The sequence below is a fragment of the Halomonas sp. G11 genome (assembly GCF_001663515.1).
Lineage (GTDB): Bacteria > Pseudomonadota > Gammaproteobacteria > Pseudomonadales > Halomonadaceae > Vreelandella.
In genome coordinates this window covers 1-21,497 of record NZ_LYXG01000021.1, presented here as the reverse complement: position 1 = coordinate 21,497, position 21,497 = coordinate 1, and the positions used below count along the sequence as shown (strand labels likewise).

Annotated in this window: 21 protein-coding genes, 3 tRNA genes, 1 rRNA gene and 1 pseudogene; 8 read left to right on the top strand and 18 right to left on the bottom strand. The window is 56.0% G+C overall.

The window, feature by feature from the left end; genetic code table 11:
* Positions 1–15: 15 nt before the first annotated feature.
* Genes ADS46_RS10695 through ADS46_RS10685 form a run of 4 tightly spaced genes read right to left on the bottom strand, consistent with a single transcriptional unit; the run spans position 16 to position 3,870 of the window.
* A complete protein-coding gene (locus ADS46_RS10695; protein ID WP_066319859.1) occupies positions 16–936 on the bottom strand; it encodes a PLP-dependent cysteine synthase family protein in 921 nt (306 codons plus the stop codon).
* 22 nt (positions 937–958) lie between these two features.
* A complete protein-coding gene (moeB, locus tag ADS46_RS10690; RefSeq protein ID WP_199825221.1) occupies positions 959–2,380 on the bottom strand; it encodes a molybdopterin-synthase adenylyltransferase MoeB in 1,422 nt (473 codons plus the stop codon).
* 9 nt (positions 2,381–2,389) lie between these two features.
* A complete protein-coding gene (locus ADS46_RS18875) occupies positions 2,390–2,866 on the bottom strand; it encodes a Mov34/MPN/PAD-1 family protein (RefSeq protein WP_199825220.1) in 477 nt (158 codons plus the stop codon).
* A 38-nt stretch (positions 2,867–2,904) separates the two neighbouring features.
* Entirely contained in the window at positions 2,905–3,870 is a 966-nt protein-coding gene (locus ADS46_RS10685) for a DMT family transporter (RefSeq protein ID WP_066319856.1), read from the bottom strand.
* 91 nt (positions 3,871–3,961) lie between these two features.
* On the opposite strand from ADS46_RS10685, the gene ADS46_RS10680 reads away from it, so the two are divergent.
* Positions 3,962–5,431 (top strand): PLP-dependent aminotransferase family protein, encoded by a 1,470-nt coding sequence (locus ADS46_RS10680; protein ID WP_066319853.1) that lies wholly within the window; start codon positions 3,962–3,964, stop codon positions 5,429–5,431.
* Between the two features lie 79 nt (positions 5,432–5,510).
* A pseudogene (locus tag ADS46_RS18545) lies at positions 5,511–5,690 on the top strand (lipocalin family protein); the annotation flags it as partial.
* A gap of 41 nt (positions 5,691–5,731) precedes the next feature.
* Here ADS46_RS18545 and ADS46_RS10675 read toward each other — a convergent pair.
* From ADS46_RS10675 to ADS46_RS10640, 8 genes are all read right to left on the bottom strand, one after another.
* The gene (locus tag ADS46_RS10675; protein ID WP_199825219.1) at positions 5,732–6,190 is read right to left on the bottom strand and encodes a Fic family protein; all 459 of its coding nucleotides are present in this window, start codon (positions 6,188–6,190) and stop codon (positions 5,732–5,734) included.
* Between the two features lie 423 nt (positions 6,191–6,613).
* Positions 6,614–6,689, bottom strand: a tRNA-Thr gene (locus tag ADS46_RS10670).
* Positions 6,690–6,707: 18 nt separating this feature from the next.
* A tRNA-Gln gene (locus tag ADS46_RS10665) sits at positions 6,708–6,782 on the bottom strand.
* A 6-nt stretch (positions 6,783–6,788) separates the two neighbouring features.
* Positions 6,789–6,864: transfer RNA gene (locus ADS46_RS10660), tRNA-Phe, on the bottom strand.
* A 78-nt stretch (positions 6,865–6,942) separates the two neighbouring features.
* Positions 6,943–7,221, bottom strand: coding sequence for an oxidative damage protection protein (locus ADS46_RS10655; RefSeq protein WP_066319851.1), 279 nt, complete (start codon positions 7,219–7,221; stop codon positions 6,943–6,945).
* A gap of 33 nt (positions 7,222–7,254) precedes the next feature.
* Entirely contained in the window at positions 7,255–8,349 is a 1,095-nt protein-coding gene (gene mutY, locus ADS46_RS10650; RefSeq protein ID WP_066319849.1) for an A/G-specific adenine glycosylase, read from the bottom strand.
* A gap of 80 nt (positions 8,350–8,429) precedes the next feature.
* The gene (locus ADS46_RS10645) at positions 8,430–10,766 is read right to left on the bottom strand and encodes an AsmA family protein (RefSeq protein ID WP_066319847.1); all 2,337 of its coding nucleotides are present in this window, start codon (positions 10,764–10,766) and stop codon (positions 8,430–8,432) included.
* Between the two features lie 23 nt (positions 10,767–10,789).
* Positions 10,790–11,260, bottom strand: coding sequence for a GNAT family N-acetyltransferase (locus tag ADS46_RS10640; protein ID WP_066319844.1), 471 nt, complete (start codon positions 11,258–11,260; stop codon positions 10,790–10,792).
* Between the two features lie 202 nt (positions 11,261–11,462).
* Between ADS46_RS10640 and hisB the strand changes: the two genes are divergently transcribed.
* Genes hisB through hisF form a run of 4 tightly spaced genes read left to right on the top strand, consistent with a single transcriptional unit; the run spans position 11,463 to position 14,236 of the window.
* The gene (gene hisB, locus ADS46_RS10635; RefSeq protein ID WP_066319843.1) at positions 11,463–12,056 is read left to right on the top strand and encodes an imidazoleglycerol-phosphate dehydratase HisB; all 594 of its coding nucleotides are present in this window, start codon (positions 11,463–11,465) and stop codon (positions 12,054–12,056) included.
* A gap of 10 nt (positions 12,057–12,066) precedes the next feature.
* Positions 12,067–12,708 carry an imidazole glycerol phosphate synthase subunit HisH gene (hisH, locus tag ADS46_RS10630; RefSeq protein ID WP_066319841.1) on the top strand — a complete coding sequence of 214 codons (642 nt, stop codon included), beginning with the start codon at positions 12,067–12,069 and terminating at the stop codon, positions 12,706–12,708.
* An 11-nt stretch (positions 12,709–12,719) separates the two neighbouring features.
* On the top strand, positions 12,720–13,466 hold the full coding sequence (hisA, locus tag ADS46_RS10625) for a 1-(5-phosphoribosyl)-5-[(5-phosphoribosylamino)methylideneamino]imidazole-4-carboxamide isomerase (RefSeq protein ID WP_066319839.1): 747 nt from the start codon (positions 12,720–12,722) through the stop codon (positions 13,464–13,466).
* The gene (hisF, locus tag ADS46_RS10620; RefSeq protein WP_066319838.1) at positions 13,463–14,236 is read left to right on the top strand and encodes an imidazole glycerol phosphate synthase subunit HisF; all 774 of its coding nucleotides are present in this window, start codon (positions 13,463–13,465) and stop codon (positions 14,234–14,236) included. Before hisA ends, hisF begins: the two co-directional genes overlap by 4 nt.
* A 40-nt stretch (positions 14,237–14,276) precedes the next feature.
* Here hisF and ADS46_RS10615 read toward each other — a convergent pair whose 3' ends face one another.
* The gene (locus ADS46_RS10615; RefSeq protein ID WP_066319837.1) at positions 14,277–14,876 is read right to left on the bottom strand and encodes a YjaG family protein; all 600 of its coding nucleotides are present in this window, start codon (positions 14,874–14,876) and stop codon (positions 14,277–14,279) included.
* 119 nt (positions 14,877–14,995) lie between these two features.
* Here ADS46_RS10615 and ADS46_RS10610 point away from each other — a divergent pair, with 119 nt between their 5' ends.
* Positions 14,996–15,682, top strand: a complete 687-nt coding sequence (locus tag ADS46_RS10610) for a type 1 glutamine amidotransferase (RefSeq protein WP_066319835.1) — start codon at positions 14,996–14,998, stop codon at positions 15,680–15,682.
* A 13-nt stretch (positions 15,683–15,695) separates the two neighbouring features.
* On the opposite strand, the gene mnmH is transcribed toward ADS46_RS10610, so the two are convergent.
* The 4 genes from mnmH to ADS46_RS10590 all read right to left on the bottom strand — a co-directional run bounded on the left by mnmH (position 15,696) and on the right by ADS46_RS10590 (position 19,788).
* Positions 15,696–16,802: a tRNA 2-selenouridine(34) synthase MnmH gene (gene mnmH / locus ADS46_RS10605; protein WP_066319832.1), complete on the bottom strand. Its 1,107-nt coding sequence runs from the start codon at positions 16,800–16,802 to the stop codon at positions 15,696–15,698.
* Positions 16,799–17,836, bottom strand: coding sequence for a selenide, water dikinase SelD (gene selD / locus ADS46_RS10600; RefSeq protein ID WP_066319829.1), 1,038 nt, complete (start codon positions 17,834–17,836; stop codon positions 16,799–16,801). The genes mnmH and selD overlap by 4 nt, the downstream gene beginning before the upstream one ends.
* A gap of 54 nt (positions 17,837–17,890) precedes the next feature.
* The gene (gene radA, locus ADS46_RS10595) at positions 17,891–19,264 is read right to left on the bottom strand and encodes a DNA repair protein RadA (RefSeq protein ID WP_066319826.1); all 1,374 of its coding nucleotides are present in this window, start codon (positions 19,262–19,264) and stop codon (positions 17,891–17,893) included.
* A 77-nt stretch (positions 19,265–19,341) separates the two neighbouring features.
* Positions 19,342–19,788: a copper resistance protein NlpE N-terminal domain-containing protein gene (locus tag ADS46_RS10590; RefSeq protein ID WP_066319824.1), complete on the bottom strand. Its 447-nt coding sequence runs from the start codon at positions 19,786–19,788 to the stop codon at positions 19,342–19,344.
* Between the two features lie 161 nt (positions 19,789–19,949).
* Between ADS46_RS10590 and hisC the strand changes: the two genes are divergently transcribed.
* On the top strand, positions 19,950–21,011 hold the full coding sequence (gene hisC, locus ADS46_RS10585) for a histidinol-phosphate transaminase (RefSeq protein ID WP_082926056.1): 1,062 nt from the start codon (positions 19,950–19,952) through the stop codon (positions 21,009–21,011).
* Between the two features lie 209 nt (positions 21,012–21,220).
* Here hisC and rrf read toward each other — a convergent pair.
* Positions 21,221–21,336, bottom strand: a 5S ribosomal RNA gene (rrf, locus tag ADS46_RS10580).
* Between the last annotated feature and the right edge of the window lie 161 nt (positions 21,337–21,497).

Below are 21,497 nucleotides of genomic sequence, written 5' to 3'. Positions count from 1 at the left end.
CCCGCCTCCTTGCCGTCAGTCCCCGAAGTAGTCCAGGTAGGGCTCAACTCCGTCATAAACCATGGTGAGAACATTGGAGCTTGGTGGTATGTTCTCCCCTCCCAATTTGGAAATAGCCACAAAGTTGGCTGCGGACGATATTCCCAAGCCGATCGATTCCATTCGTATGATGCGCTGTGCCATCTCTATACAGTCATCCACACTTACCTTGATCATGGCGTCGATCAGGTTGCAGTTTAAAATACTCGGAATGATGCCGATCGATAGGCCCTGTATTTTGTGGGTAGCATGTTGCCCCCCAAATAGATCGCATTCTTCCGGTTCCACACCATAGATACGCAAACCAGGCCACTGGTCTCGCAACACCTCACCAATACCAGTGATATGACCGCCGGTTCCAATTCCGCCGACAAACATATCAACCGGTATGTCAGCAAAATCAGCAAGGATTTCCCTTGCTGTGTTCTCCCGGTGAGCTTGGGGGTTCGCGGGATTACGCTGCTGGTTCAACATGACGTAATGGGGATTTTCCAACTGCAGTTCCCAGGCCTTCTCGCCATGGGAGTTGTTTCCTAGGCGACTATCGGATAGCACAACCTGGGCGCCATAAATGCGCAACAGTTTTTGCTTTTCCTTGCTATAGTTGTCCGGAATTACTAAGACTAGGCGATACCCCAACAGGTTGGCTGCCATAGCCAGCCCAATCCCGGTATTGCCACCACTAGGCTCAATAATAGTCTGTCCACTGCCACGAACGAGGATGCCTTTCAGTTCTGCATCGTAGATCATGCCCAGAGCAATTCTCGCCTTGTGACTACCGCCGGGGTTCAAGGACTCAAGCTTGGCATAAACATTAAAACCAAGTGACTCCGAGAAATTTTGCAGATAGATAACGGGTGTGTTGCCGATTGCCTGCAAAAGAGATAGACAAATCATCTCACGCTCCAGCCAGCTTGACTCAGTACATCGGCATGGTTGGATCAACATCTCGGGCCCATCGCTTCAGCCCTCCTTGGATGACGAAGACCTTATCACGGCCTTTTTGCATCAGTTGCTGGGCAGCACGTTCCGCTCGGGCTCCACTGAGGCAAAGGATATAGAGTGCCTTCGAACTCTCGAGCTCATGGTATCGGGCCTCGAGTTCGTCCAGAGGTATGTTGAGGCTGCTATCAAGTTTGCAGATCTCTAACTCATTAGGTTCTCGGACGTCGATAATCTGGATGTCTTCTCCGTCCTTTGCCATCAAACCCTCGAAATCGAGTGGCAGAACATAGGCTTTCGATGGCAGTGACGGATTGGCGCTAGACTCGCTCACGCAACTGTTGGCCTCCTGTGTAAGCTCAGTGATTGTGGGATTGGCAGAGCAGACAGGACAATCCTGCCGCTTGCCAAACCTAACCTCACCAAACTCCATCGAGAGAGCGTTATACCGAAGGAGGCGACCGGACAGGCTCTGCCCTAGGCCGAGCAATAGCTTCACTGCTTCAGTGGCTTGGATCATCCCGATCATGCCGGGTAACACTCCAATCACACCGCCAGCACTGCAGTTCGGTGACAGACTGGGAGGGGGGTGTTGTGGAAACAGGCAGCGATAACAGGGGCCCGAGTCGTGATTGAGCACGCTGGCCTGCCCGTCAAACTGATAGATCGCCCCGTAAACGAGTGGCTTGCAAAGCATGACGCAAGCATCGTTGACCAGATAGCGAGTGGCGAAATTGTCGGATCCATCGATCACGATGTCGTAGTCACTGATCAGTTCCAGAGCATTGTCGGCAGTCAAGGCTACTTCGTGGGTTTCGACCCGAAGATTTTCATTGATATCCAGCAATCGGCGTCTGGCAGACTCGACCTTGCTGACGCCCACCGTGCGCACTCCATGGACGACCTGACGCTGGAGGTTACTGATTTCGACGACATCGAAGTCCACCAACCCCAGCGTGCCAATGCCCGCTGCCGCCAGATATAGTGCAGCAGGGGAACCCAGACCACCGGTGCCGATGATCAGCACCCGGCTCGCCTTAAGCCATTGCTGTCCTTGCCGACCCACTTCAGGAAGAGTGATGTGACGAGCGTAGCGCTCGAACTCATTTTTACTCAATGACTCACCTGGGGTATCCAGCCCTCCGGAGGTAGCCAGGAGAATCTCCAGACGGCTGTCGTCATTGAGTGGAGTGTCCACATTAACCAGTTCCCCACCAACGGTCAGCAGGAAATGATCCTTGAGTCGCTCGTTCTCATGGAAAAGATGCTCCTTGAGCACCTCATACTCCCTGCAGAGTTGGGTCAAGGCCTCCGACACTGTCTGCCCTTCGACATTGAATGCTTTAGCTGGCAGTTTGGCTACGTTAACCAAAATGTCTGGCAATAAAATCTTAACCATGTCCTCTCCCTAAGTACTCATAGTACGCAGTTGATTCACTCTTCTTCCTTCCTCGTCGAACGTTTCCGTGCAGTGAAAATCGCTGTCAAAGAAGTGGAATAGCTTTGCCCCGAAGGGGGCGCCTTTCCGAATATCCAGAACCAGATAGGAAACCGGGTAGACAGGTTCGCCACAGAACAGAGCTTTGCTTTTGTCTTCTTCACTAAAATAGGCACCAACATCCGGGTGTGAGTGGTAGATCACCACCGCCGGGTTGGGTGTCTCAAAACTGTTGGCGAGGAGTTTGATGTCACTGATGGAGAAGGCATATCCCATGTCAGCGCCCCTTTCGTAGACCTCCGGATTCTGTTCATGTAGCTGCTGCTGAATGTTCGTGGCCTGGTGAACCCCACCGTTGGAGAACAACATACCGCAGCATTCCTGCGGATATTGCCGAACACCATGTTCAAACATAGTTTTCAGGTTTTCCGGAGTTATTGCATCCATGTTCCTCTCCTTTTCTCAGTTCGGTCAGCCTATTTTTATTACCCTTTTTTCGAAGACAATGCCGACCTCCCTAACAATAGTTTCTCCACGGGGATCTTGGTGATGGCAAATCCCAACAGCATGACACTAGAGAAGAACGCGAACTCGGATGAAACTGGATTGCCTTCGTACCAGGCTCCAATAGCGATTGCGACGACAGGAAAAAGAATAAAGACGAATGAGAGTAATATCGGGCTCATTCTCTTCAATAGATAGAAATAGACAATGAAGCCACCCACCGAAGCGACTAGTCCCAAGTAGATCAGTGCAACCCAGGACCTGATTGAAGCCTCGGCAAAATTCGGGTCTTCCAAGGCAAGACCGCACAGGAAGAGGGCAAGGCCGGCGATGCCTATTGGTAGAGTATTGAATGTTATAACGCTAATATTCGCACCGTATTTACGCGTCAAAATGTAGCAAAGGGCGTGCATCACGGCAGCCGCTATTATTGCCGCTACCCCCATCCAACTTTGCTGATCCATTCTGACGCCTTCGGCAAGAAGGATCATGTAAAGGCTATAGAACCCGATGGCGATGCCCAATATCTGGCTGATCCAGATTCTCTCCTTAAGGATCAGGGCTGAAAAAATCAGTATAAAAACGGGCATGGAACTGAATAACAGTGAAGTTAGGCCGGATGAAACGTACTGCTCTCCGTAATTGATAAGATAGTAGGGGACTGAAAAATAGAATACGGTGATCATCAGACAAAAGCCCAGCGCCCGGCGAGGAAGCAGTATTGGTTCCCGCATGATGCGTGCAAATATCATGAAGAGTGGGAAAGCAATCAAGAAGCGCAGTCCTGCAGACGACAGCGGTGGGATGGTTTCAACGGCCACCTTTATGCCCAACCAAGTGGTCCCCCAAGTAAAACAAACCGTTATGAACAGCAGACAAAGAATGGCTTTACTGAGCCATACTGGTTTAATTTTGGCGCCCGTAGGCTTTCTCGATGAATGACTCATGTCAATTTTGTGTCTCTAGCAGAATTTAGTGTTAATTTTTGAGAGAATAAATCCCATCAATAAGTTTTCATTAAAGATAGAAAGGTGAAATATGGGCGTCAATAAAAATAATGACATGGTGTCATTTATATGCGATGTACTTGCCACTGAAAGTGGACCGAAGTATCGGCGCCTTGCTCTGGGTATAGAGAGGGAAATTCGGGAAGGGCGACTACCAACCGGGACCAAGCTTCCGGCCCATCGCCTGCTTGCGGACCAAGTTCATCTCACCGCTGGCACGATCAGTCGCGCTTATCAAGAGCTCGAACGGCTTGGCCTGGTTAGCTCAAGGGTCGGCGACGGTACCTATGTCAAGATGGCAGAGGAGAATGCTGTCGCCGAGGAAGGTTTCCGGAACGCGCTCAATCTTGATGACAGTGTGATTGACCTGAGTCGGAACAAGCACATTCAAGGCCGCAACGTCGGCCTGTTAGGCAACACCCTAGCTGAAATGGCCAGCCAGCTTGGTATGGTCGCCGAACTATGTGACTACACTCAGGAAGGTGGGCTGTACCGACACCGCGAAGCGGGCGCGTTGTGGTTTTGGCATAGCCAGGTGGAGGCCAAACCAGAGCAGGTGATCTGTACCAACGGTGCGCAGCATGCGCTGATGTCCTGCCTGCTGGCCATCGTCCGTTCAGGAGAATCGGTCGCGACCGAGCAACTCAGCTACCCGGGCCTCATCTCCGCTTCCCGTTTGCTGGGTTTTCGTTCAGTCGGGGTTGATATCGATGAGCAGGGCCTGGTTCCCGAATCTCTAGATGATGTTTGCAGCAACAACCGTATATCCGCACTATATTGTACGCCCACGCTACAGAACCCCACTACGTCCATTATGTCGGCGGAACGTCGTGAGGCTGTTGCCACAGTTTGCAGGAAGCATAACCTAATCATTATCGAGGATGATGCCCACGGCCTGCTTGCTTCCGAACGGCCTCCAGCCTTGCAGGTGTTTGCTCCTGAACGGACGCTGTTGATCTCGAGCTTGAGCAAAGCTGTCTCAGCAGGCTTGCGGGTGGGTTACATCTATGCGCCCGAGGCGCTATGGCACCGGCTCGCTGCAGCGATACGAGCATCCTGCTGGATGGCCACCCCGCTATCTCTGGAAATTGCCAGCAACTGGATACTAGATGGTACCGCCAGCCATTTACGCTGCCAGCAAATTGAGGAAGTACGGCGGCGCAAGGCCCTAGTCGAACCTCTACTGAATGACCTCAATTATCAGTCGAAGCGGGATTGCTCGCATTTCTGGATCGAGATTCCCGAACCCTTTCGAGCCATCGAAATTGAGGAACAGTTGAGGCAGAAGCAGATATTGGTGAAATCTTCCGAGTCCTTCGCCGTAGGCCGCAAGGCTGTCCCTCAGTTTATCCGAGCCAGCGTGAGCAGCGCTCGCTGGGATGAGCAGCTAAACCAGGGCTTTCAAACCCTGGCGGCGGCTCTGAACGATTTGCCTAGGGAAGACTTAATGGGGCGGCCTGACGGCCAGTCCTGGCGGCAGAGGCCACTAGGAAAGCACTGAACAATTCGGTTCTGGGTCACGGAACTGTTCAGGCTGAAGTCCATCGCCTCACCGGCCGCGTCAGCTCGCCGACCGAGACCTCCCCACACTCTGGTCGCTCACGCTGCCCGATGCTGGGTTACAACTTATCGTAGAGGCACGCCACCCCAATCGCTGGATGCTCACCTCGGTACCCTACTGGGAAGGCGATGTCATGGTTCGCGAAGCCGAAACGCAGGAAAATGTCGGGGTTGGCTATCTGGAGATGACGGGGTATTGATCAAACCACTATGGATCGTGCTGGCAAGGCGTCAACTTGGCTTAGGCGCGCTCAAGGAAGAGGGCCATCAGGAGGGTATTGATGTAGAAGTTGCTGCGGCCGACTTTGGTTTTGTCCAGCAGGCCGATGCTGGCCAACTCATCAAGATATTTGGTAGCGGTAATACGGCTGACGGCCAAATCCTCCATCACGAACTCGATTTTCGTATATGGGTGGCTGAACAAGTTGCTCAGCAGTTCCTGCCGGTAGATTTTGGGGCATTCATCACGCATCCGGTGTTTGGTATGCTGCATCAACTCACGGATCTGGCCAATCAGGTCGATGGTTTGCTGAGCGGTTTGGCTGATACCTTCCAGCATATAAAGAAGCCACGGCTCCCAGTTACCAGTATCGCGCACGGCCTGTAGTTGCCGGTAGTAGTCGGCTTTGGTCTGGATCAGATAGCGGCTGAGATACAACACGGGCAAGTCGAGAAGACCTTTGGCGACCAGGTACAGCATGTTGATGATACGCCCCGTCCGGCCGTTGCCATCTCGACCTGACCAAGGGGCAACATTGGCAACACGGAGCGCCTCTTCCTTAGATCATGCATAGAAAAACAAAAAATCTATACATATCGGGATGGATATGCAAAGGAAACGGCATTTTTCTTTGCATGTGAAGCTGAAAATATATAAATCACGACAATATTTAGCGATTTACCATGGTTGCTTAGTCTGAACCATGTGAGAAAACTAAGACATAGCGTCAGATGTAGAAGATACACTCGCAGCATCTCCGCAATAAAATCAAATGACCGTGACAAAAAATGACTGCGACAAAAAAGAAGGCAACGCTATGTAGAGAACTACAGAAATTAAAAAAGCCGCCCTGGAAGGCGGCTTTTTAAGATTCTTTAACGTGCTTTTTAAAACCACTTTCAGTGGTGCCGACACCAGGAGTCGAACCCGGGACCTACTGATTACAAGTCAGTTGCTCTACCAACTGAGCTATGTCGGCTACACGTAGAGTCGGCAATGGCTGGGGTACCAGGATTCGAACCTGGGAATGCCGCTACCAAAAAGCGGTGCCTTACCACTTGGCGATACCCCAGCAGTGTGGTGGCCAGAGACGGAATCGAACCGCCGACACGGGGATTTTCAATCCCCTGCTCTACCGACTGAGCTATCTGGCCGCTGCCAACGGTGCGTATTAAACAAGAATCTCGGCTTTTCGTCAACTCCTTTATAAAACTTTCCGTTTTGTCGGCAAGTTATGTGGCTTGTGTCGGCGGCACGTAACCTTCGGCCTGGTCGGTTTCCTGGTTATCGAAAAAGCGCTGCATCTGCTCCATCAGGTAGGCGCGAGCCTCGGGGTCTAACATGTTGAGGTGTTTTTCATTGATCAAGCGCGTTTGCAATGCCTGCCAGTCTTCCCAGGCCTGCTTGGAAACGGTTGCCTGGATTTCCTGGCCCTGCTTACCCGGCAAGGGGGGAAATGGCAGGGCTTCCAGCTCTTTTTGATACTTGCGGCAAAATACGGTCTGCGGCATGAGGTGGCTCCTAGACTTAGCGGTTACCCAGGGTCAAGCGTGCCCTGGCGTCGACGTCAGTGTGAAAGGGGTAAGTTGATTGATCAGCGACTTTACGGGGGCGGCCAGGCCGAGCTCAGCCGGTTGGCTGGGGTCGTACCAGACACCTCCTTCGCGCACGCCCTTCAGCCTATCGCAACTGACTGGCTGGGGGGTAATCGCCAGGCGAAAATGACTGAAGGTGTGCTGAAAACAGGCCAACGGCGGCAAACGCTCAGGCCTCAGCACATGGTCATCCAACCATGAGGCCAGTTGGCTTTGGCTGTCAAACTGCGGCAGGCTCCAAAGCCCCCCCCAAAGTCCGCTTGCCGGACGTTGCTCAAGCCACACTCGCCCGTCGGGGTCGTAAAGCATCAACATGATGGTTTCCCGAGTGGGCAAGGGTTTCTTGGGCTTGGATTCGGGATAGCGCTTGGTCTCGCCTTGCGCGTAGGCCAGGCACACATCATTGAAAGGACAATGCCCGCAAAGCGGGGTACTGCGCTTACATAGAGTGGCGCCAAAATCCATCATGGCCTGGGTGTAATCCGCCACGCGCGAGTCGGGCGTGTAGTAGTCAGCGAGTGCCCACAACTTGCGTTCTACGGCAGGTGTACCCGGCCAGCCCTCTACCGCATGCAAGCGCGTCAGCGAACGCTTGACGTTGCCATCCAGGATAGCAGCACGCCGCCCTGTGCTCTGGGCGATAATCGCTCCCGCCGTCGAGCGGCCGATGCCGGGTAGCGCCATGAGCGTCTCGACGCTGTCGGTGGGTAACTCCCCATTGTGATCCTCAAGCGCCACTTGCGCGGCTTTATGCAGGTTACGCGCTCGGGCGTAATAGCCAAGCCCGGTCCATAAGTGAAGCACTTCGTCCTGCGGGGCCTTGGCCAGCGCCTCCAACGTCGGGAAACGCGCCATAAAGCGCTCGAAATAGGCAATGACCGTGGCCACCTGGGTTTGTTGCAGCATGATTTCCGAGACCCAGACACGGTAGGCACTTCTCGGCGACTGCCAGGGCAGATCATGGCGACCGTAGCGATCAAACCAGTCCAGCAAGCGCTGTTGAAATACCTCAGCAGCCAGCCGCGGTGCGGGCATGTCCGTCATGCAAACTCCTTAATCAAGCATTGCGCTGATATAAAAAAACAGCGCCGATTCAAGACCGGCGCTGTTCGGGCTGATGGCCACTAATCAAATAAACGCTGCAGCCCCTCACGCAAGGCATTGCCACTGCCTTCACCGAGACGTTCGTCAAGTGAATCAAGCGATTCGCCCAGGCGTTCTTCCAGCGCTTCACTTACCTGCCCGCCGGCTTCTTCCTGAATGAGTTCGACAACAGCGCCCTGAAAGGCATCACGATCAAAACGGCACCACTCGCCCCGGGCGTCGCTGATATGGCCCTCGCAACGCAATGGCAAAGGCAATGCTTCAAGACGGGGATTGACCTCGCACGCGGCATCGGCGGTATCCACGAGCCTGGCATTGGCCTGGGTATCAAACCTCTGGCTGGTGAGGTCATATTCGCCCTCACCCTGCACGTCGATCCCCGGCACGGTAATCAGCAAATCGTCGCTTTGAACCACGCCGTCTCGAATCTGCAGCGTAGCGGCAAACTCATCGAAGGCGGTATCGCTTGGCCAGTCACGCTGGACTTCTTCGCCCTCCAACTGGGCCGCAAGCTCGCACATCTCTTGAGAGACATTAATGTCGAGAATGGCGCCTTCCGTTAACCGGGCCTCCAGGTCGCCATTCAGGTGGCGCAACAATACCTCGCGCTGATTACCGCGCGAGGTGAGATCACCACTCATATTAAGTCGCCCCCTCAGCGGAGAGGCCTTTTCACTCTCGCTGAGCGTCTCGATAAGCGGCGCTACCTGAACATTCTGTATCGTGGGCGAGAGCGCCCACTGTAGTTCATCCTTAGTGGCGTCTATGCGCCCATTAGCGGTCAACTCGCCTTCGTAAAAGTCTGCTTCAAAATTGCTTAGCCGATGCAGGCCTTGGTCGCCCTGCAGTTGGAGACGCGTATCGCTGAACGCCATGCCCGCAAGCTCCAGCGACTCGATATTCAGGTTGCCATTCACGCTTGACGACGCCAGCCATGCCTGAGGTAGAAGCTCAGCCGGGCCGTCGGCAACGGCGGCCTTGATAACCCCCAAGCTTGCTTGCTGTTCGGTTTCTTGGCGCGGCAGATAACGGTCCAGGTTGAGCACGTCACCTTGCAGATCAAAGTCGACACGCGACCCGTCCAGTCGCGACGCGATATTGCCAGTAAAAGTACTGTCATCCACTACCAGCGAGAGGCTGGGTAACGATACTTTCTGCAAATCCCCTTCAATGGGGCTGGTCATGGCAACATCGCTGAGTGCCGCTTCACTGGCCGTCTCAAGCGCCACCCCCGCCCGAGCCAACCACGGGCGCAAGGTTAATGGCGCGACGGTTAACTGACCCTGGTATTCCGGCGCATCGCGGAATTGCGACACGTTAAGGTGACCGCTGACACGCAGGTTATCAGGTCCGGTCAGCTGCAGTTCTTTTAACCGGGCGGTTTGCGCCTGCCAGTCGCCTTCCAGACCAAACGCAAGCGCCAGCGCCAGCCCGCCGTCCCAGTTTTCCGGATGGCGAAGCGTGGTTTCCAGCTTTCCATCGCGAATGCTCAGTTGCTGTTCAGCGAGCCGGACAGTAGCTTCGGCCGCTGATACGTCGAGCTGCTGCGGTTCGCCTTCCGCCTCAAACCGTGTACGCGTACTAAGCTGGGGGTTTTCCAGCACGAACCTCTGCTCGGACAGGCCAAGCTGCATGCGGGTTTCCAGGCCGATATCGCTTGATATATTGGGCGCTCTCTCCAGTGCCTCAGCGTCCAGGTTATTGTGCTTGGTCAAGGTGAACATGGCTTTAAGCGGAAAGGCACGAACGGGATTGACGTTACTGCCGGAGACATTCAGATCCTGTACATGCCAAAGCGCCTGGGACTGCTCATCCCGGAAACGAATATTGGCATCGCTAATATTGACATTGGCAATGCTCAACACGACTTCCAGGCTGCCAGCATCCACGTTGGGCCCCGCACTCGCTGGTGCCAGCACGGTTTCGGCTTCTTCACTTTGCTCTACAAGCCTGTCCAGGAGCGGCTCCCAGTTGCCCTCGCCGTCGGCATTACGCTGCAGATTTAAACGCACGCCGCTCAGGGTCAGGCCATCAACGGCAATTTCACCGCGTAACAAGGGCGCAAACGCGACGCTGACCTCGGCACGGTCGACCGCCGCAAATGCCGTGTCTTCTTCATCCTGACTGGGAAGCCTTGCATTGGCTGTCTCTACGCTGACGCCAATACGCGGGTAAAACGACCAGTTAATCGGTCCATCCAGGTCCAGGTTCAGCCCTGTTTGTTCTTCGACCACGGCAGTGAGGCGAGGCTTAAAATCCTCCGGATCTAAAAATGTCGTGACGTACACAACAGCCGCGACGGCCACAATCGCCAAAATACCGATTGCAGCGAGTACAATACGTAATAATTGTCTCATTACCCTTTCCTTGTGGGTTGAATTCAGCGAGGGTCTAATTCAACAAAATCACTGGTCACCGGGGTCTCTAAAGACGGCTTTTCAGTGTTTGCGACGGGCCGGTACCCCAGTTTTGACAACAAGACGCGGTCTGCCAACGGTAGCGACGACGTGGCGATACGCAAGACACGCCCATCCTGCTTGGCTTTTTCACCGAGTAACGCCATCAATCGGGACCCCACGCCCCGGCGCCGGGTTGTCTTGCGAACGCACAAGTCCGATAGCCACCAGGCGCCGTCTTCCGCCTGTTTGATCGCGACAGCCCCCAACAAGCGGTCATTGAAATGGGCGCAGCCGAAAAAGTGTTGTTGCAAATGCTGCTCGATAAAAGGCTCGACGGTTTGGGTGGGCATTCGATCCTTTGGCGCATCATAATAGATGCGCACCAAGTCAAGGCGCACTTGCTCATCGGCTTGCCATCGGGCCTGGTCGACGTAGTGCAGTGTCACCGGCATGGAACATTCCTCTTCACCAACGCAGCAAGGCTGCTTTTTCTTCACAATGGAAGGCGGTTACCTTTTAAGCATTGTAGCGGATGGGGGCACCGATTCACTATAATGGCCGCTTTGCAGAAGGCTTTATCCTTCTCGCTCGGTGGTATGTTCACTTGGGCCATCGGCTTTCTTCTAGAGTGCGCAACAGCGCAGGAGTTGCATGATGTCAGCGCGAATCGCCACGGTAAGCCGTGACACCAACGAAACGCAGATCAGCGTCAGCGTCAACCTTGACGGCGAAGGTCGTCTCGCTGGCCAGTCCGGCGTACCGTTTCTCGATCACATGCTCGACCAGATAGCCCGGCATGGCATGATAGACCTCGACATCAATGCCAAGGGCGACCTGCACATCGATGACCATCACACCGTCGAGGACTTGGGCATCACGCTTGGCCAGGCATTTGCCGATGCCGTGGGCGACAAGCGCGGCATTTATCGCTACGGTCATGCCTATGTCCCGCTGGATGAAGCATTATCCCGTGTCGTGGTGGATTTCTCGGGCCGCCCCGGTTTGTATATGAATGCCGACTTTACACGCGACACCATCGGCCACTTCGAAACCCAACTGGTTGCCGAGTTTTTCCAAGGCTTCGTCAATCATGCGCGTGTTACGTTGCACATCGACAACCTGAAGGGCCTGAACGCTCACCACCAGGTCGAGACCATTTTCAAAGCCTTCGGCCGGGCGCTGCGCATGGCGGTTAGCGAAGATCCGCGCATGGCGGGGCAAATGCCCTCGACCAAGGGAAGTTTATAAGGAGCGCTTAATGACCATCGCTGTCATCGACTATGGCATGGGTAATCTGCACTCGGTCGCCAAGGCACTCGAGCATGTTACCCATGAAAACGTGGTCATTACCCGTGACCCGCGACGTATTTTAGGGGCCACCCGGCTTGTGTTGCCCGGCCAGGGGGCAATCCGCGATTGCGTCGGCGAACTGGAACGGACTGAACTGCGCGGGTTGGTCGACGACATCCTCACCCGCCAGGCCAAGCCGCTTTTGGGTATCTGCGTGGGGCAGCAGATGCTGTTGGAGCGCAGTGACGAAAACGGCGGCGTTGATTGTCTGGGCTTTTTCCCTGGCAACGTGAAGCGCTTTCCCGCCACCATGCGCGACCAGCACGACCAGCGCTTGAAAGTACCGCATATGGGCTGGAACTTGTTACACCAGCGTCAGCCGCACCCGCTATGGGAAGGCATCGAGCAGCATGAACATTTCTACTTTGTGCATAGCTACTATGTGGAAGCGGCGGATGACGCTCACGTATTCGGTACAACGGACTATGGCAGTGTGAATGCCCATGTCGCCATCGGCCGTGACAGCACCTTTGCCGTGCAGTTTCACCCCGAAAAAAGTGCCCGCGCGGGTCTACGCCTGCTGGAAAACTTTGTCACCTGGACGCCCTGAGAGGTTTGGTTATGTTGGTAATTCCCGCGATTGATCTCAAAGACGGCCAGTGTGTCCGTTTGAAGCAAGGCCGAATGGACGACGCCACCTCCTATGGCGATGACCCCGTTGCCATGGCAGCCCGTTGGGTGGAAGCGGGCGCGCGCCGCCTGCATCTGGTGGATTTGAACGGTGCTTTCGAAGGCAAGCCGGTCAATGGCGACGCGGTGACGGCCATTGCCCGGGCTTATCCAGACCTTCCCATTCAGATTGGCGGCGGCATCCGCTCGGCCGAGACCATTGAGCACTACCTCGAGGCAGGCGTTTCCTATGTCATCATCGGCACCAAAGCAGTGAAAGAGCCGGATTTCGTCACTGATATGTGCCGCGCTTTCCCAGGTCACATCATTGTCGGGCTCGATGCAAAGGAAGGTTTTGTGGCCACCGACGGCTGGGCAGAGGTCTCCACGCTCAAGGCCACCGATCTGGCCAAACGCTTCGCCGACGACGGTGTTTCGAGCATTGTTTACACCGATATCGCCCGTGACGGCATGATGCAAGGCGTCAATATCGAGGCGACCGCGGAGCTTGCCCGTGAAGGCGGCCTGCCGGTCATCGCCTCAGGTGGAGTGACTAACCTTGACGATATCAACGCCCTTTGCAAGGTCGCTGAAAGCGGTATTCTGGGTGCCATCACCGGGCGTGCTATTTATGAAGGCAGCCTGGACCTTGCTGATGCCCAGCGCCTGAGCGATCAACTGACGGGAGGCCGTAAATGAGTCTCGCCAAACGCATTATTCCCTGCCTGGATGTCGATGCAGGCAGGGTGGTCAAAGGCGTCAATTTCGTGGGTATCCGCGATGCCGGTGACCCGGTGGAAATCGCCAAGCGCTACAACCAGCAGGGCGCCGATGAGATCACCTTTCTGGACATCACCGCGAGCCATGAAGACCGCGCCACCACGGTTGATATGGTGGAGCGTATTGCGGGCGAGGTGTTTATTCCGCTTACCGTGGGCGGCGGTATCCGCAGCTGCGACGATATTCGCACCATGCTGAATGCAGGCGCCGATAAAGTCTCCATCAATACGGCAGCGGTCACCAACCCCGATTTCGTCTTTGAGGCGGCTGAGCGCTTCGGCAGTCAATGCATTGTGGTGGCCATTGATGCCAAAAAGGTATCCGGCGAGGGTGAACCGCCGCGCTGGGAGATTTTCACCCACGGTGGACGCCGCCCGACAGGGCTGGATGCCATCGAGTGGGCAAAAAAGATGGTGGACCTCGGTGCAGGCGAGCTACTCCTCACCAGCATGGACCGCGACGGCACCAAGTCAGGCTTTGACCTGGGGGTCACCCACGCGATCTCAGAAGCGGTCAGCGTGCCGGTGATTGCCTCGGGGGGAGTGGGCAATCTGGACCATCTTGTCGACGGGGTACTGAAAGGCGGTGCTGACGCCGTCTTGGCCGCCAGCATCTTCCACTTCGGTGAATACACCATTCCTGAAGCGAAGCGTTACATGGCCGAACGCGGTATCGACATGCGTTTGTGACCCGCTCACAGCCGTCGACCTGTCCGGCGACAGCCTGCCGTCATGCTTCGTCCAGCGATAAGCCCAGGTTACTGACGCCGCCATTACGGCCAAGCTGGCGAATGTCTTTCAGGGTATCTTTGGTCAGCGGCTGCGATACTTCTTCTAAAACAGCGTCCTGGAAGTTATTTTCGTCTTCCGTCAACGGGTGGTCACGGATGAGGAGTGCCAGCGCGTTGGCGTCTTCTTCGCCTTCGGTCAGCTCGATAAAGGCGCGTACCCCGGCACGGGAAGTACGGCTGACATCCAGCACGGCTTCCGGCGACTCGCCCTGCAGCGTATCCAGCAATGCCGATATCGACACGACCGCATCCAGAGCCCGACGCGCGCCAAAGCTTTCGTCGCCTTCGGGCGGCTCACATTCGGCCAGTTTTTCTGCCTGGCGGGCAAAATCGATGCTCGCGCCGGGCACGCTGAGGCGCTCCCAGACCAGGTTGAGCACCGCCCGCAGCGTATGCCCGTCGCCATGCCCGGTGGTCTGTTCATAAAGCGCATAGTTGGGCAGCAGTCGCTCGCAGAGTGCGGCCATAAACGCTTGCTGAGCAGCTAGCGGCAACTGTTGTAGCCGTTGATAGAATCCCGGTGGATTGGTGGACGCCATACGCTATTCCTGGATTGAGTGACTCAAGTTATTGGTGAACGTCGGACAATACGTTATCGTCGCCATCGTGGCGGCAGCCTCTGTTGGCAAATTGCCGCAAGGCCGGCGAGGAGATTATCATGCATATTCATCTACTACAGCACGGCCCAGACCATGGACCCGCCCGATTAACCGACTGGCTAACCAGTATGGGGCACAGCTTCACCATTTTTCATCTTTATGACCAGGAACTAGCCCCACACGTCAGCGATAGTGACGCCCTTATCGTACTGGATGGGCCAGACCGCTTCATCGAACAGCCACCGGCCTGGTTCAAGGCCGAAAACAAACTGATCAATCGCTATCTGGATGGCCAGAAGCCTTTACTGGGTATTGGCCTGGGAGCATTATGGATCGCCGACGCGCTCGGCAGCGTGGTCGCCCTCGGCACCTACCCCGAATCAGGCTGGCACACCATTCACCTGGCACCGGAAAGTCCCATCGACCTGCCCGAGCAGTTCGATGCCTTCATGTGGCATCGCTACGTCTTCAGCCTGCCCGATGATGCCTTACCCTGCGGGGGGAGCGAAGCGGCACCGCTTCAGGGTTTCAGCTGGGACGCAGGCCGCGTGGTCGGGCTGCTATGCCACCTTGAAGTCACCCAACAAAGCATTGAGCCGTTATTGGCGCGTCATTCTCTCGAGGCAGAACGCCGCGATTTCCTGCAGACCGAGGCGGATATACGCCAGAGCCCCAAGCGCTTTGATGCCTTGGCGGCGCTGCTTGACCGCTTGCTGAGTCAGTGGCTTCGCCCCGCATCGCTATAGCCACCTCGCTAGCCTAGCGAGCAGCTGCCTGGTCAAGGCTCCATTGGCGGGCCGCCGCCAGGCAGCTTTCCCAGTCCCCCACATGGTATTCAGGTACGAAAGCGTCACGCTGGCGTTCCAGATGATAGCGATACATGGGGTCGTAATATTCCGTGAGCAGCGGGGCTAGCCAAGCCTCGTGCGCTTGTGTATTGCCCTGCTCATGCGCCGTAAAAGCCAGTGCTTGCAGCCTCTGCAACCGCTGCAACCTCGCGTTGCCCAGTCGTTTCTTCAACCGTAGCAAGGCGTTACTAAGCTGCTGGCACATTCGCTGCCACCCTTCTTCAGGCCCGTAACGGAGCTGGTAGGCGTGCTCGAGATCGAGAATATAGTCGCGCCGCAGCTGCTCCAGACGCCAGTCCAGGGGCATCTCGACGCGTAAACGCGGCGCGCGTTCCATCGCGCCCCAAAAGCTTAACGGCACGTTCACTTCACCTATTTGCCGCGACTCGTCTTCAACTACCAAAGGACCTGGCAGCTCAAGCAAACGCTTTGACAACCAGTGCTCAAAGTCGATCTGGCAAGGCGGTGGCTCAGGCGAACGACCAAAGGCGGAGCCTTTGTGCTTGGCAAAGCCTTCCAGGTCAACGCCATTGGCTAAACGATTGATCAGCACCGTTTTAGCGCAGCCCGTCAAACCGCCCACCACCAGCAGTGGCTGTTGAGCCGCCCCGTCTATATGGACGAGCAGGCGTTGGCGCAGCGCTTTCCAGCCTCCCTCGATACGTGGCCTGACCATACCTGACTCGGCAAGCCACTGCTGGACAATTTGCGAGCGCAACCCCCCTCGGAAGCAGTAAATCACGGCTTCGGGGTGACGGGTCAAATAATCCCGCCAAGCGGCCATGCGGGCCTCCTTGACGGCCCCGCTAACCAGCTCGTTGCCCAGCGCAATCGCCGCCTGCTGACCCTGTTCCTTGTACGCAATGCCGACCCGACGGCGTTCCTCATCGTCCATCAGTGGCAAGTTGACAGCACCGGGCAAGGCCCCCTTGGCAAACTCGACAGGCGCGCGTACATCAATCAATGGGTGGCCCTGACGAATAAGTTGAAGATCGGCAGACACCGTTGGCAATATCACCCGATAACCTCAATCAGCGACTCGCCCTGGGGCTTTTTGAGCTTCCCAAACGGCTGCAACGTCAGCCCGAAAGTACGCCCAACGCGCTCGACATCGTCTTCCCACGCCGGATCGACCGCCAGCAGCAAGCCACCTGAGGTTTGTGGATCGCATAGCCACTGCCAGTGGGCTTCATCCATATCGGGGAGCGCGCTGCCCAGCGCATCGCGATTGCGTTGCGTACCACCAGGCACTGCCCCTTGCCGACGATAGCTCTCCGCTTCAGCCAGGCGCGGCAAGCGACGAAAATCAATTTGTGCCATGACACCACTGGCTCGGCACATTTCGGACAAATGGCCAGCCAAGCCGAACCCGGTGACATCCGTCATGGCATTCACGCCTTTTATCTCAGCCAGCGGCACCCCGATACGATTCGATTGCAGCATGGTTTCGCGTGCCAACCCATGATGGCCCGCGGCTAGCAGGCCACGTTTTTCCGCCGTCGTGAGCATGCCAACGCCAATCGGCTTGGTAAGGAACAGCAGGTCACCGGGCTTGGCATGGGAATTTAGCTTCAATTTATCAAGCTCTACCAAGCCATTCACCGACAGGCCAAACATCGGCTCAGGCGCGTCGATGGAGTGACCTCCCGCCAGAGAAACGCCGAGTTCACGACAGACGGCCTGGGCCCCGGCCACCACATCACCGGCGACGTCGGCACTTAATTTATCCAGGGGCCAGCCCAGAATCCCCAACGCCATGACCGGGGTGCCGCCCATGGCGTAGACGTCGCTGATCGCATTGGTGGCGGCAATACGCCCAAAATCAAACGGATCGTCGACAATGGGCATAAAGAAATCAGTGGTGGCAATCATGCCGCGGCCGTCACCCAGGTCATAAACAGCCGCGTCTTCACGCCCCTGATTACCGACAATCAGTCGTTTATTCTTGGCCGCGGGGCCTGCCTTGGCAAGAATATGATCCAAGACATCGGGCGCAATTTTGCAGCCACAGCCAGCACCATGACTGTATTGCGTTAATCGGATGGAACTCATGGTGTCTCTCCTTGGCTCATTGATATCATCTAAGTGTACCCCAACCGCACCCTGTTAGAGGGCCTCGAGGGCATCGCTCAATTTATCCACGGCGATGACTTCCATCCCCTTTGGTGGCTGTTTCGGGGCGTTGGCACGTGGCACGATGGCACGCTGAAAGCCATGCTTGGCCGCTTCGGTAATCCGCTCCTGACCGCTCGGCACCGGGCGTATTTCGCCCGACAGGCCGACTTCACCAAACACTACCAGCTCGCGGGGAAGCGCACGGTTCTGCAGGCTGGAAACGACCGCCAAAAGCACGGCCAGGTCCGCGCTGGTTTCGAGCACCTTGACGCCCCCCACAACGTTTAAAAACACGTCCTGGTCGCCGGTAAACAAACCGCCATGGCGGTTAAGAACGGCCAATAACATGGCGAGGCGGTTCTGATCCACGCCCACCGCCACCCGCCGTGGATTACCCAACGCCGACTCATCCACCAGCGCCTGCACTTCTACCAATATAGGTCGCGTGCCTTCCCAGACCACCATCACCAGGCTGCCCGGCGCTTGCTCTTCCTGCCGGGACAAGAAAATCGCACTGGGATTTTTCACCTCTTTCAAGCCCTGCTCGAGCATGGCGAACACGCCCAGTTCGTTGACAGCGCCAAAGCGGTTTTTCTGGCCGCGCAGGGTACGAAAACGGGAGTCGGCCCCACCTTCAAGTAACAGCGAGGCATCAATCATATGCTCAAGTACTTTCGGCCCTGCCAGTGTGCCATCTTTGGTGACATGCCCCACCAATAGCAGAACGGTATTCGTTTGCTTGGCAAAACGCGTGAGAGCCGCGGCCGACTCACGTACCTGGGCAACCCCGCCCGGTGCCGAGGCGATATCCTCAAGGTGCATGGTTTGAATCGAATCGATCACCAGAATCTCGGGATTTTCCCGCTCGGCAACCGCCAGTATGGTTTCCACACTGGTTTCCGCCAACATCTTCAAGCCCTGGCTGGGTAGCTGCAGCCGATGGGCGCGCATGGCCACCTGGGAAAGCGACTCTTCCCCGGTCACGTACACGATACGCCGTTGCTGGGCCAGCTTGCAGGCGGTTTGCAGCAACAGTGTCGACTTGCCAGCTCCCGGGTTACCACCCAACAGCACCGCTGAACCTGGCACGAGGCCACCGCCCAGCACACGATCAAATTCGGCGAAGGTCGACGTTAGCCTCGGGACTTCGCTGAGATCAACCTGGCCGAGGTCTACAATCTGTCGAGAGTGATCCCCCGCATAGCCTGCTCGCCCGGAGCCAGAAGCTCCACTGCCGGGGCGTGCGCTGGCCAGACGCACCTCGCTTAGCGTGTTCCATTCCTGGCAACTGGAACATTGCCCCTGCCATTTTCGGTATTCCGCACCGCATTCAGTGCAAACGAAAGCGCTTTTGGCTTTTGCCACCGCAGTGAGCCTCCATTTCATTCATTACATACACAAAAGGCGGCCAGTGGCCGCCTTTACATGTGCAACATGTGCCGTTATTGGCGGGTAAGCTGCAGCGTTTCACCGTTTTCAAAGCGACGACGCTCTGGGTCAATCAACTCCAAGGTGCTTTCATCGATGCGTAAAAAGTAATAGATCTGGCCATCGCCATTCGGCGTCAGCTCGTAAACAGTGGCATCGGGATTCGATGGTGTCCCACTGAGAACTTCCCAATTACCTTCATAGTTTTCATCCGGCGGATTTTGCGGATGGTTGCGATAAGAGGCGTTCAGCGTGAAGGTGCGCTCTTCGGCAGCACTCGTTTCTTCACCCATCATGGTGACATCCAGATCGATACCGTCGCAGTTGCGGCAAGGCAGTGAGCCCTGATAGCTCGTCTGTGCGGTCGCTTCCTCTTCTTGCGGCTGTTCCATTGGGCCGCTCGCGCAGCCAGCTAGAAGTGCCAACATAGCCGAACCGGCTAGCAAACTCCTGAGTTGCATTGGGTCTCTCCTTATCGTGTTGGGCATTTTCTTTGATACGCGCACTTGTGACAGCATAACGCCTACAAGGTGCAACGCCCACCCCTGTGAGCTGAATGCTTGCGCTAAGATAGCCTTCAAGCGACCATGGACTATCTTGCAAGGATAATCAGGTTACCCCCATGAGCCAATACTGGAGTCCGGCCGTTCGCGAACTTACGCCATACGTGCCCGGTGAGCAGCCACGCGAGCAGCTTGTAAAGCTCAATACCAATGAAAACCCTTACCCGCCTGCCCCTGGCGTCGGCGAAGCACTGCGCGATTACGCGATCGACCACCTACGCCTCTACCCGGACCCAACCTCTGCAGCGCTGCGTGAAGCGCTCGCAGAGACGTTTCAGGTTGCCAGTAGCCAGGTGTTTGTCGGCAATGGGTCCGATGAAGTGCTTGCCCTTGCCTTTCAGGCGTTTTTCCGCCATGGCGCGCCACTAGACGTTCCCTCGATTACCTACAGCTTCTATCCCGTTTACGCCAATCTTTATGGCGTTGAGTTGCGTAAGCACCCGCTCAACAAGCAGTGGGAAGTCGATATTGATGCGCTTACGGCGGAAACTAGCCGAAGCGGCGTTATCTTTGCCAACCCGAATGCACCGACCGGCCATGCACACTCACTGGAGGTCATTGAGTCGTTGCTTAACCGGGTCACGGATCGTGTGGTATTGGTGGATGAAGCCTATGTCGACTTCGGCGCTGAGAGCGCTGTAGCGTTGATTGACCGCTACCCCAACCTGCTCGTTACCGGGACATTCTCCAAATCGCGTAGTCTGGCAGGCCTGCGCCTTGGCTATGCGGTGGGTTCGGAGGAGTTGATTGATGGCCTGCTGCGGGTAAAGGACTCCTTTAACTCTTATCCCGTGGATAGCCTGGCAAGCCTGGTGGGCATTGCCGCACTGAAAGATGTCGAGCATTTTGAAGCCTGTCGCGAGCATGTGATTACCACCCGTGAGCGCACCCGTCAGCGCCTTGAAGTGCTGGGGTTTGAGGTATTGCCCTCCAAGGCTAACTTTGTGCTTGCCCAGCACCCTGATTATGCAGGGGCTCAGATCTTTGCAGGCTTACGCGAACGCGGCATCCTGGTCCGTCATTTCAATACCCCGGAACTCAACAACTTCCTGCGCATCACCATCGGCACCGATGACGAGATGGACAGCTTGATTGAAGCGCTGGAAGTGATCTGCGGTTAGTGACCAGCATCGCTTTTTAAGGGCGGCGCAAGCCGCCTTTTTAATAGCGGCTTTTCTTCCACGCAAACAAAAACCCCCAAGCACGATGTGCTCGGGGGTTTCTGCGGTATAGGTGCCTGACGATGATCGGGGCGGCTCTCCGCTACTCTCCATGGGAGACCCCTAAAACAAAAAACCCAGCCGATGGCTGGGTTTTCTGCGGTATAGGTGCCTGACGATGACCTACTCTCGCATGGGGAGACCCCACACTACCATCGGCGCGAAGCGGTTTCACTGCTGAGTTCGGCAAGGGATCAGGTGGTTCACGCTTGCTATGGTCGTCAGGCGTAACTGGCTGTATATCATGCTGTGTTTCGTGGGCGTCTCTTACCAAGCCGTTTGATCGGCTCAGTGCGCGTATCCGGTTCTCTGAGTGTCTTCACACTCTCATCGTTATCATCACGACCAGACCCCTTGGGTGTTATAGGGTCAAGCCTCACGGGCCAT

Coding starts and splice junctions, on each gene's coding strand:
- ADS46_RS10675 (WP_199825219.1), bottom strand. CDS start 6,190: ATGCTGTACCTGGTCGCCAAAGGTCTTCTCGACTTGCCCGTGTTGTAT.
- hisA (WP_066319839.1), top strand. CDS start 12,720: ATGTTGGTAATTCCCGCGATTGATCTCAAAGACGGCCAGTGTGTCCGT.
- ADS46_RS10590 (WP_066319824.1), bottom strand. CDS start 19,788: ATGCAACTCAGGAGTTTGCTAGCCGGTTCGGCTATGTTGGCACTTCTA.
- mutY (WP_066319849.1), bottom strand. CDS start 8,349: ATGACGGACATGCCCGCACCGCGGCTGGCTGCTGAGGTATTTCAACAG.
- ADS46_RS10610 (WP_066319835.1), top strand. CDS start 14,996: ATGCATATTCATCTACTACAGCACGGCCCAGACCATGGACCCGCCCGA.
- ADS46_RS10640 (WP_066319844.1), bottom strand. CDS start 11,260: ATGCCGGTGACACTGCACTACGTCGACCAGGCCCGATGGCAAGCCGAT.
- ADS46_RS10655 (WP_066319851.1), bottom strand. CDS start 7,221: ATGCCGCAGACCGTATTTTGCCGCAAGTATCAAAAAGAGCTGGAAGCC.
- moeB (WP_199825221.1), bottom strand. CDS start 2,380: ATGGTTAAGATTTTATTGCCAGACATTTTGGTTAACGTAGCCAAACTG.
- ADS46_RS10685 (WP_066319856.1), bottom strand. CDS start 3,870: ATGAGTCATTCATCGAGAAAGCCTACGGGCGCCAAAATTAAACCAGTA.
- ADS46_RS10645 (WP_066319847.1), bottom strand. CDS start 10,766: ATGAGACAATTATTACGTATTGTACTCGCTGCAATCGGTATTTTGGCG.
- ADS46_RS18875 (WP_199825220.1), bottom strand. CDS start 2,866: ATGGATGCAATAACTCCGGAAAACCTGAAAACTATGTTTGAACATGGT.
- hisC (WP_082926056.1), top strand. CDS start 19,950: ATGAGCCAATACTGGAGTCCGGCCGTTCGCGAACTTACGCCATACGTG.
- ADS46_RS10615 (WP_066319837.1), bottom strand. CDS start 14,876: ATGGCGTCCACCAATCCACCGGGATTCTATCAACGGCTACAACAGTTG.
- hisB (WP_066319843.1), top strand. CDS start 11,463: ATGTCAGCGCGAATCGCCACGGTAAGCCGTGACACCAACGAAACGCAG.
- ADS46_RS10680 (WP_066319853.1), top strand. CDS start 3,962: ATGGGCGTCAATAAAAATAATGACATGGTGTCATTTATATGCGATGTA.
- ADS46_RS10695 (WP_066319859.1), bottom strand. CDS start 936: ATGATTTGTCTATCTCTTTTGCAGGCAATCGGCAACACACCCGTTATC.
- hisH (WP_066319841.1), top strand. CDS start 12,067: ATGACCATCGCTGTCATCGACTATGGCATGGGTAATCTGCACTCGGTC.
- selD (WP_066319829.1), bottom strand. CDS start 17,836: ATGAGTTCCATCCGATTAACGCAATACAGTCATGGTGCTGGCTGTGGC.
- hisF (WP_066319838.1), top strand. CDS start 13,463: ATGAGTCTCGCCAAACGCATTATTCCCTGCCTGGATGTCGATGCAGGC.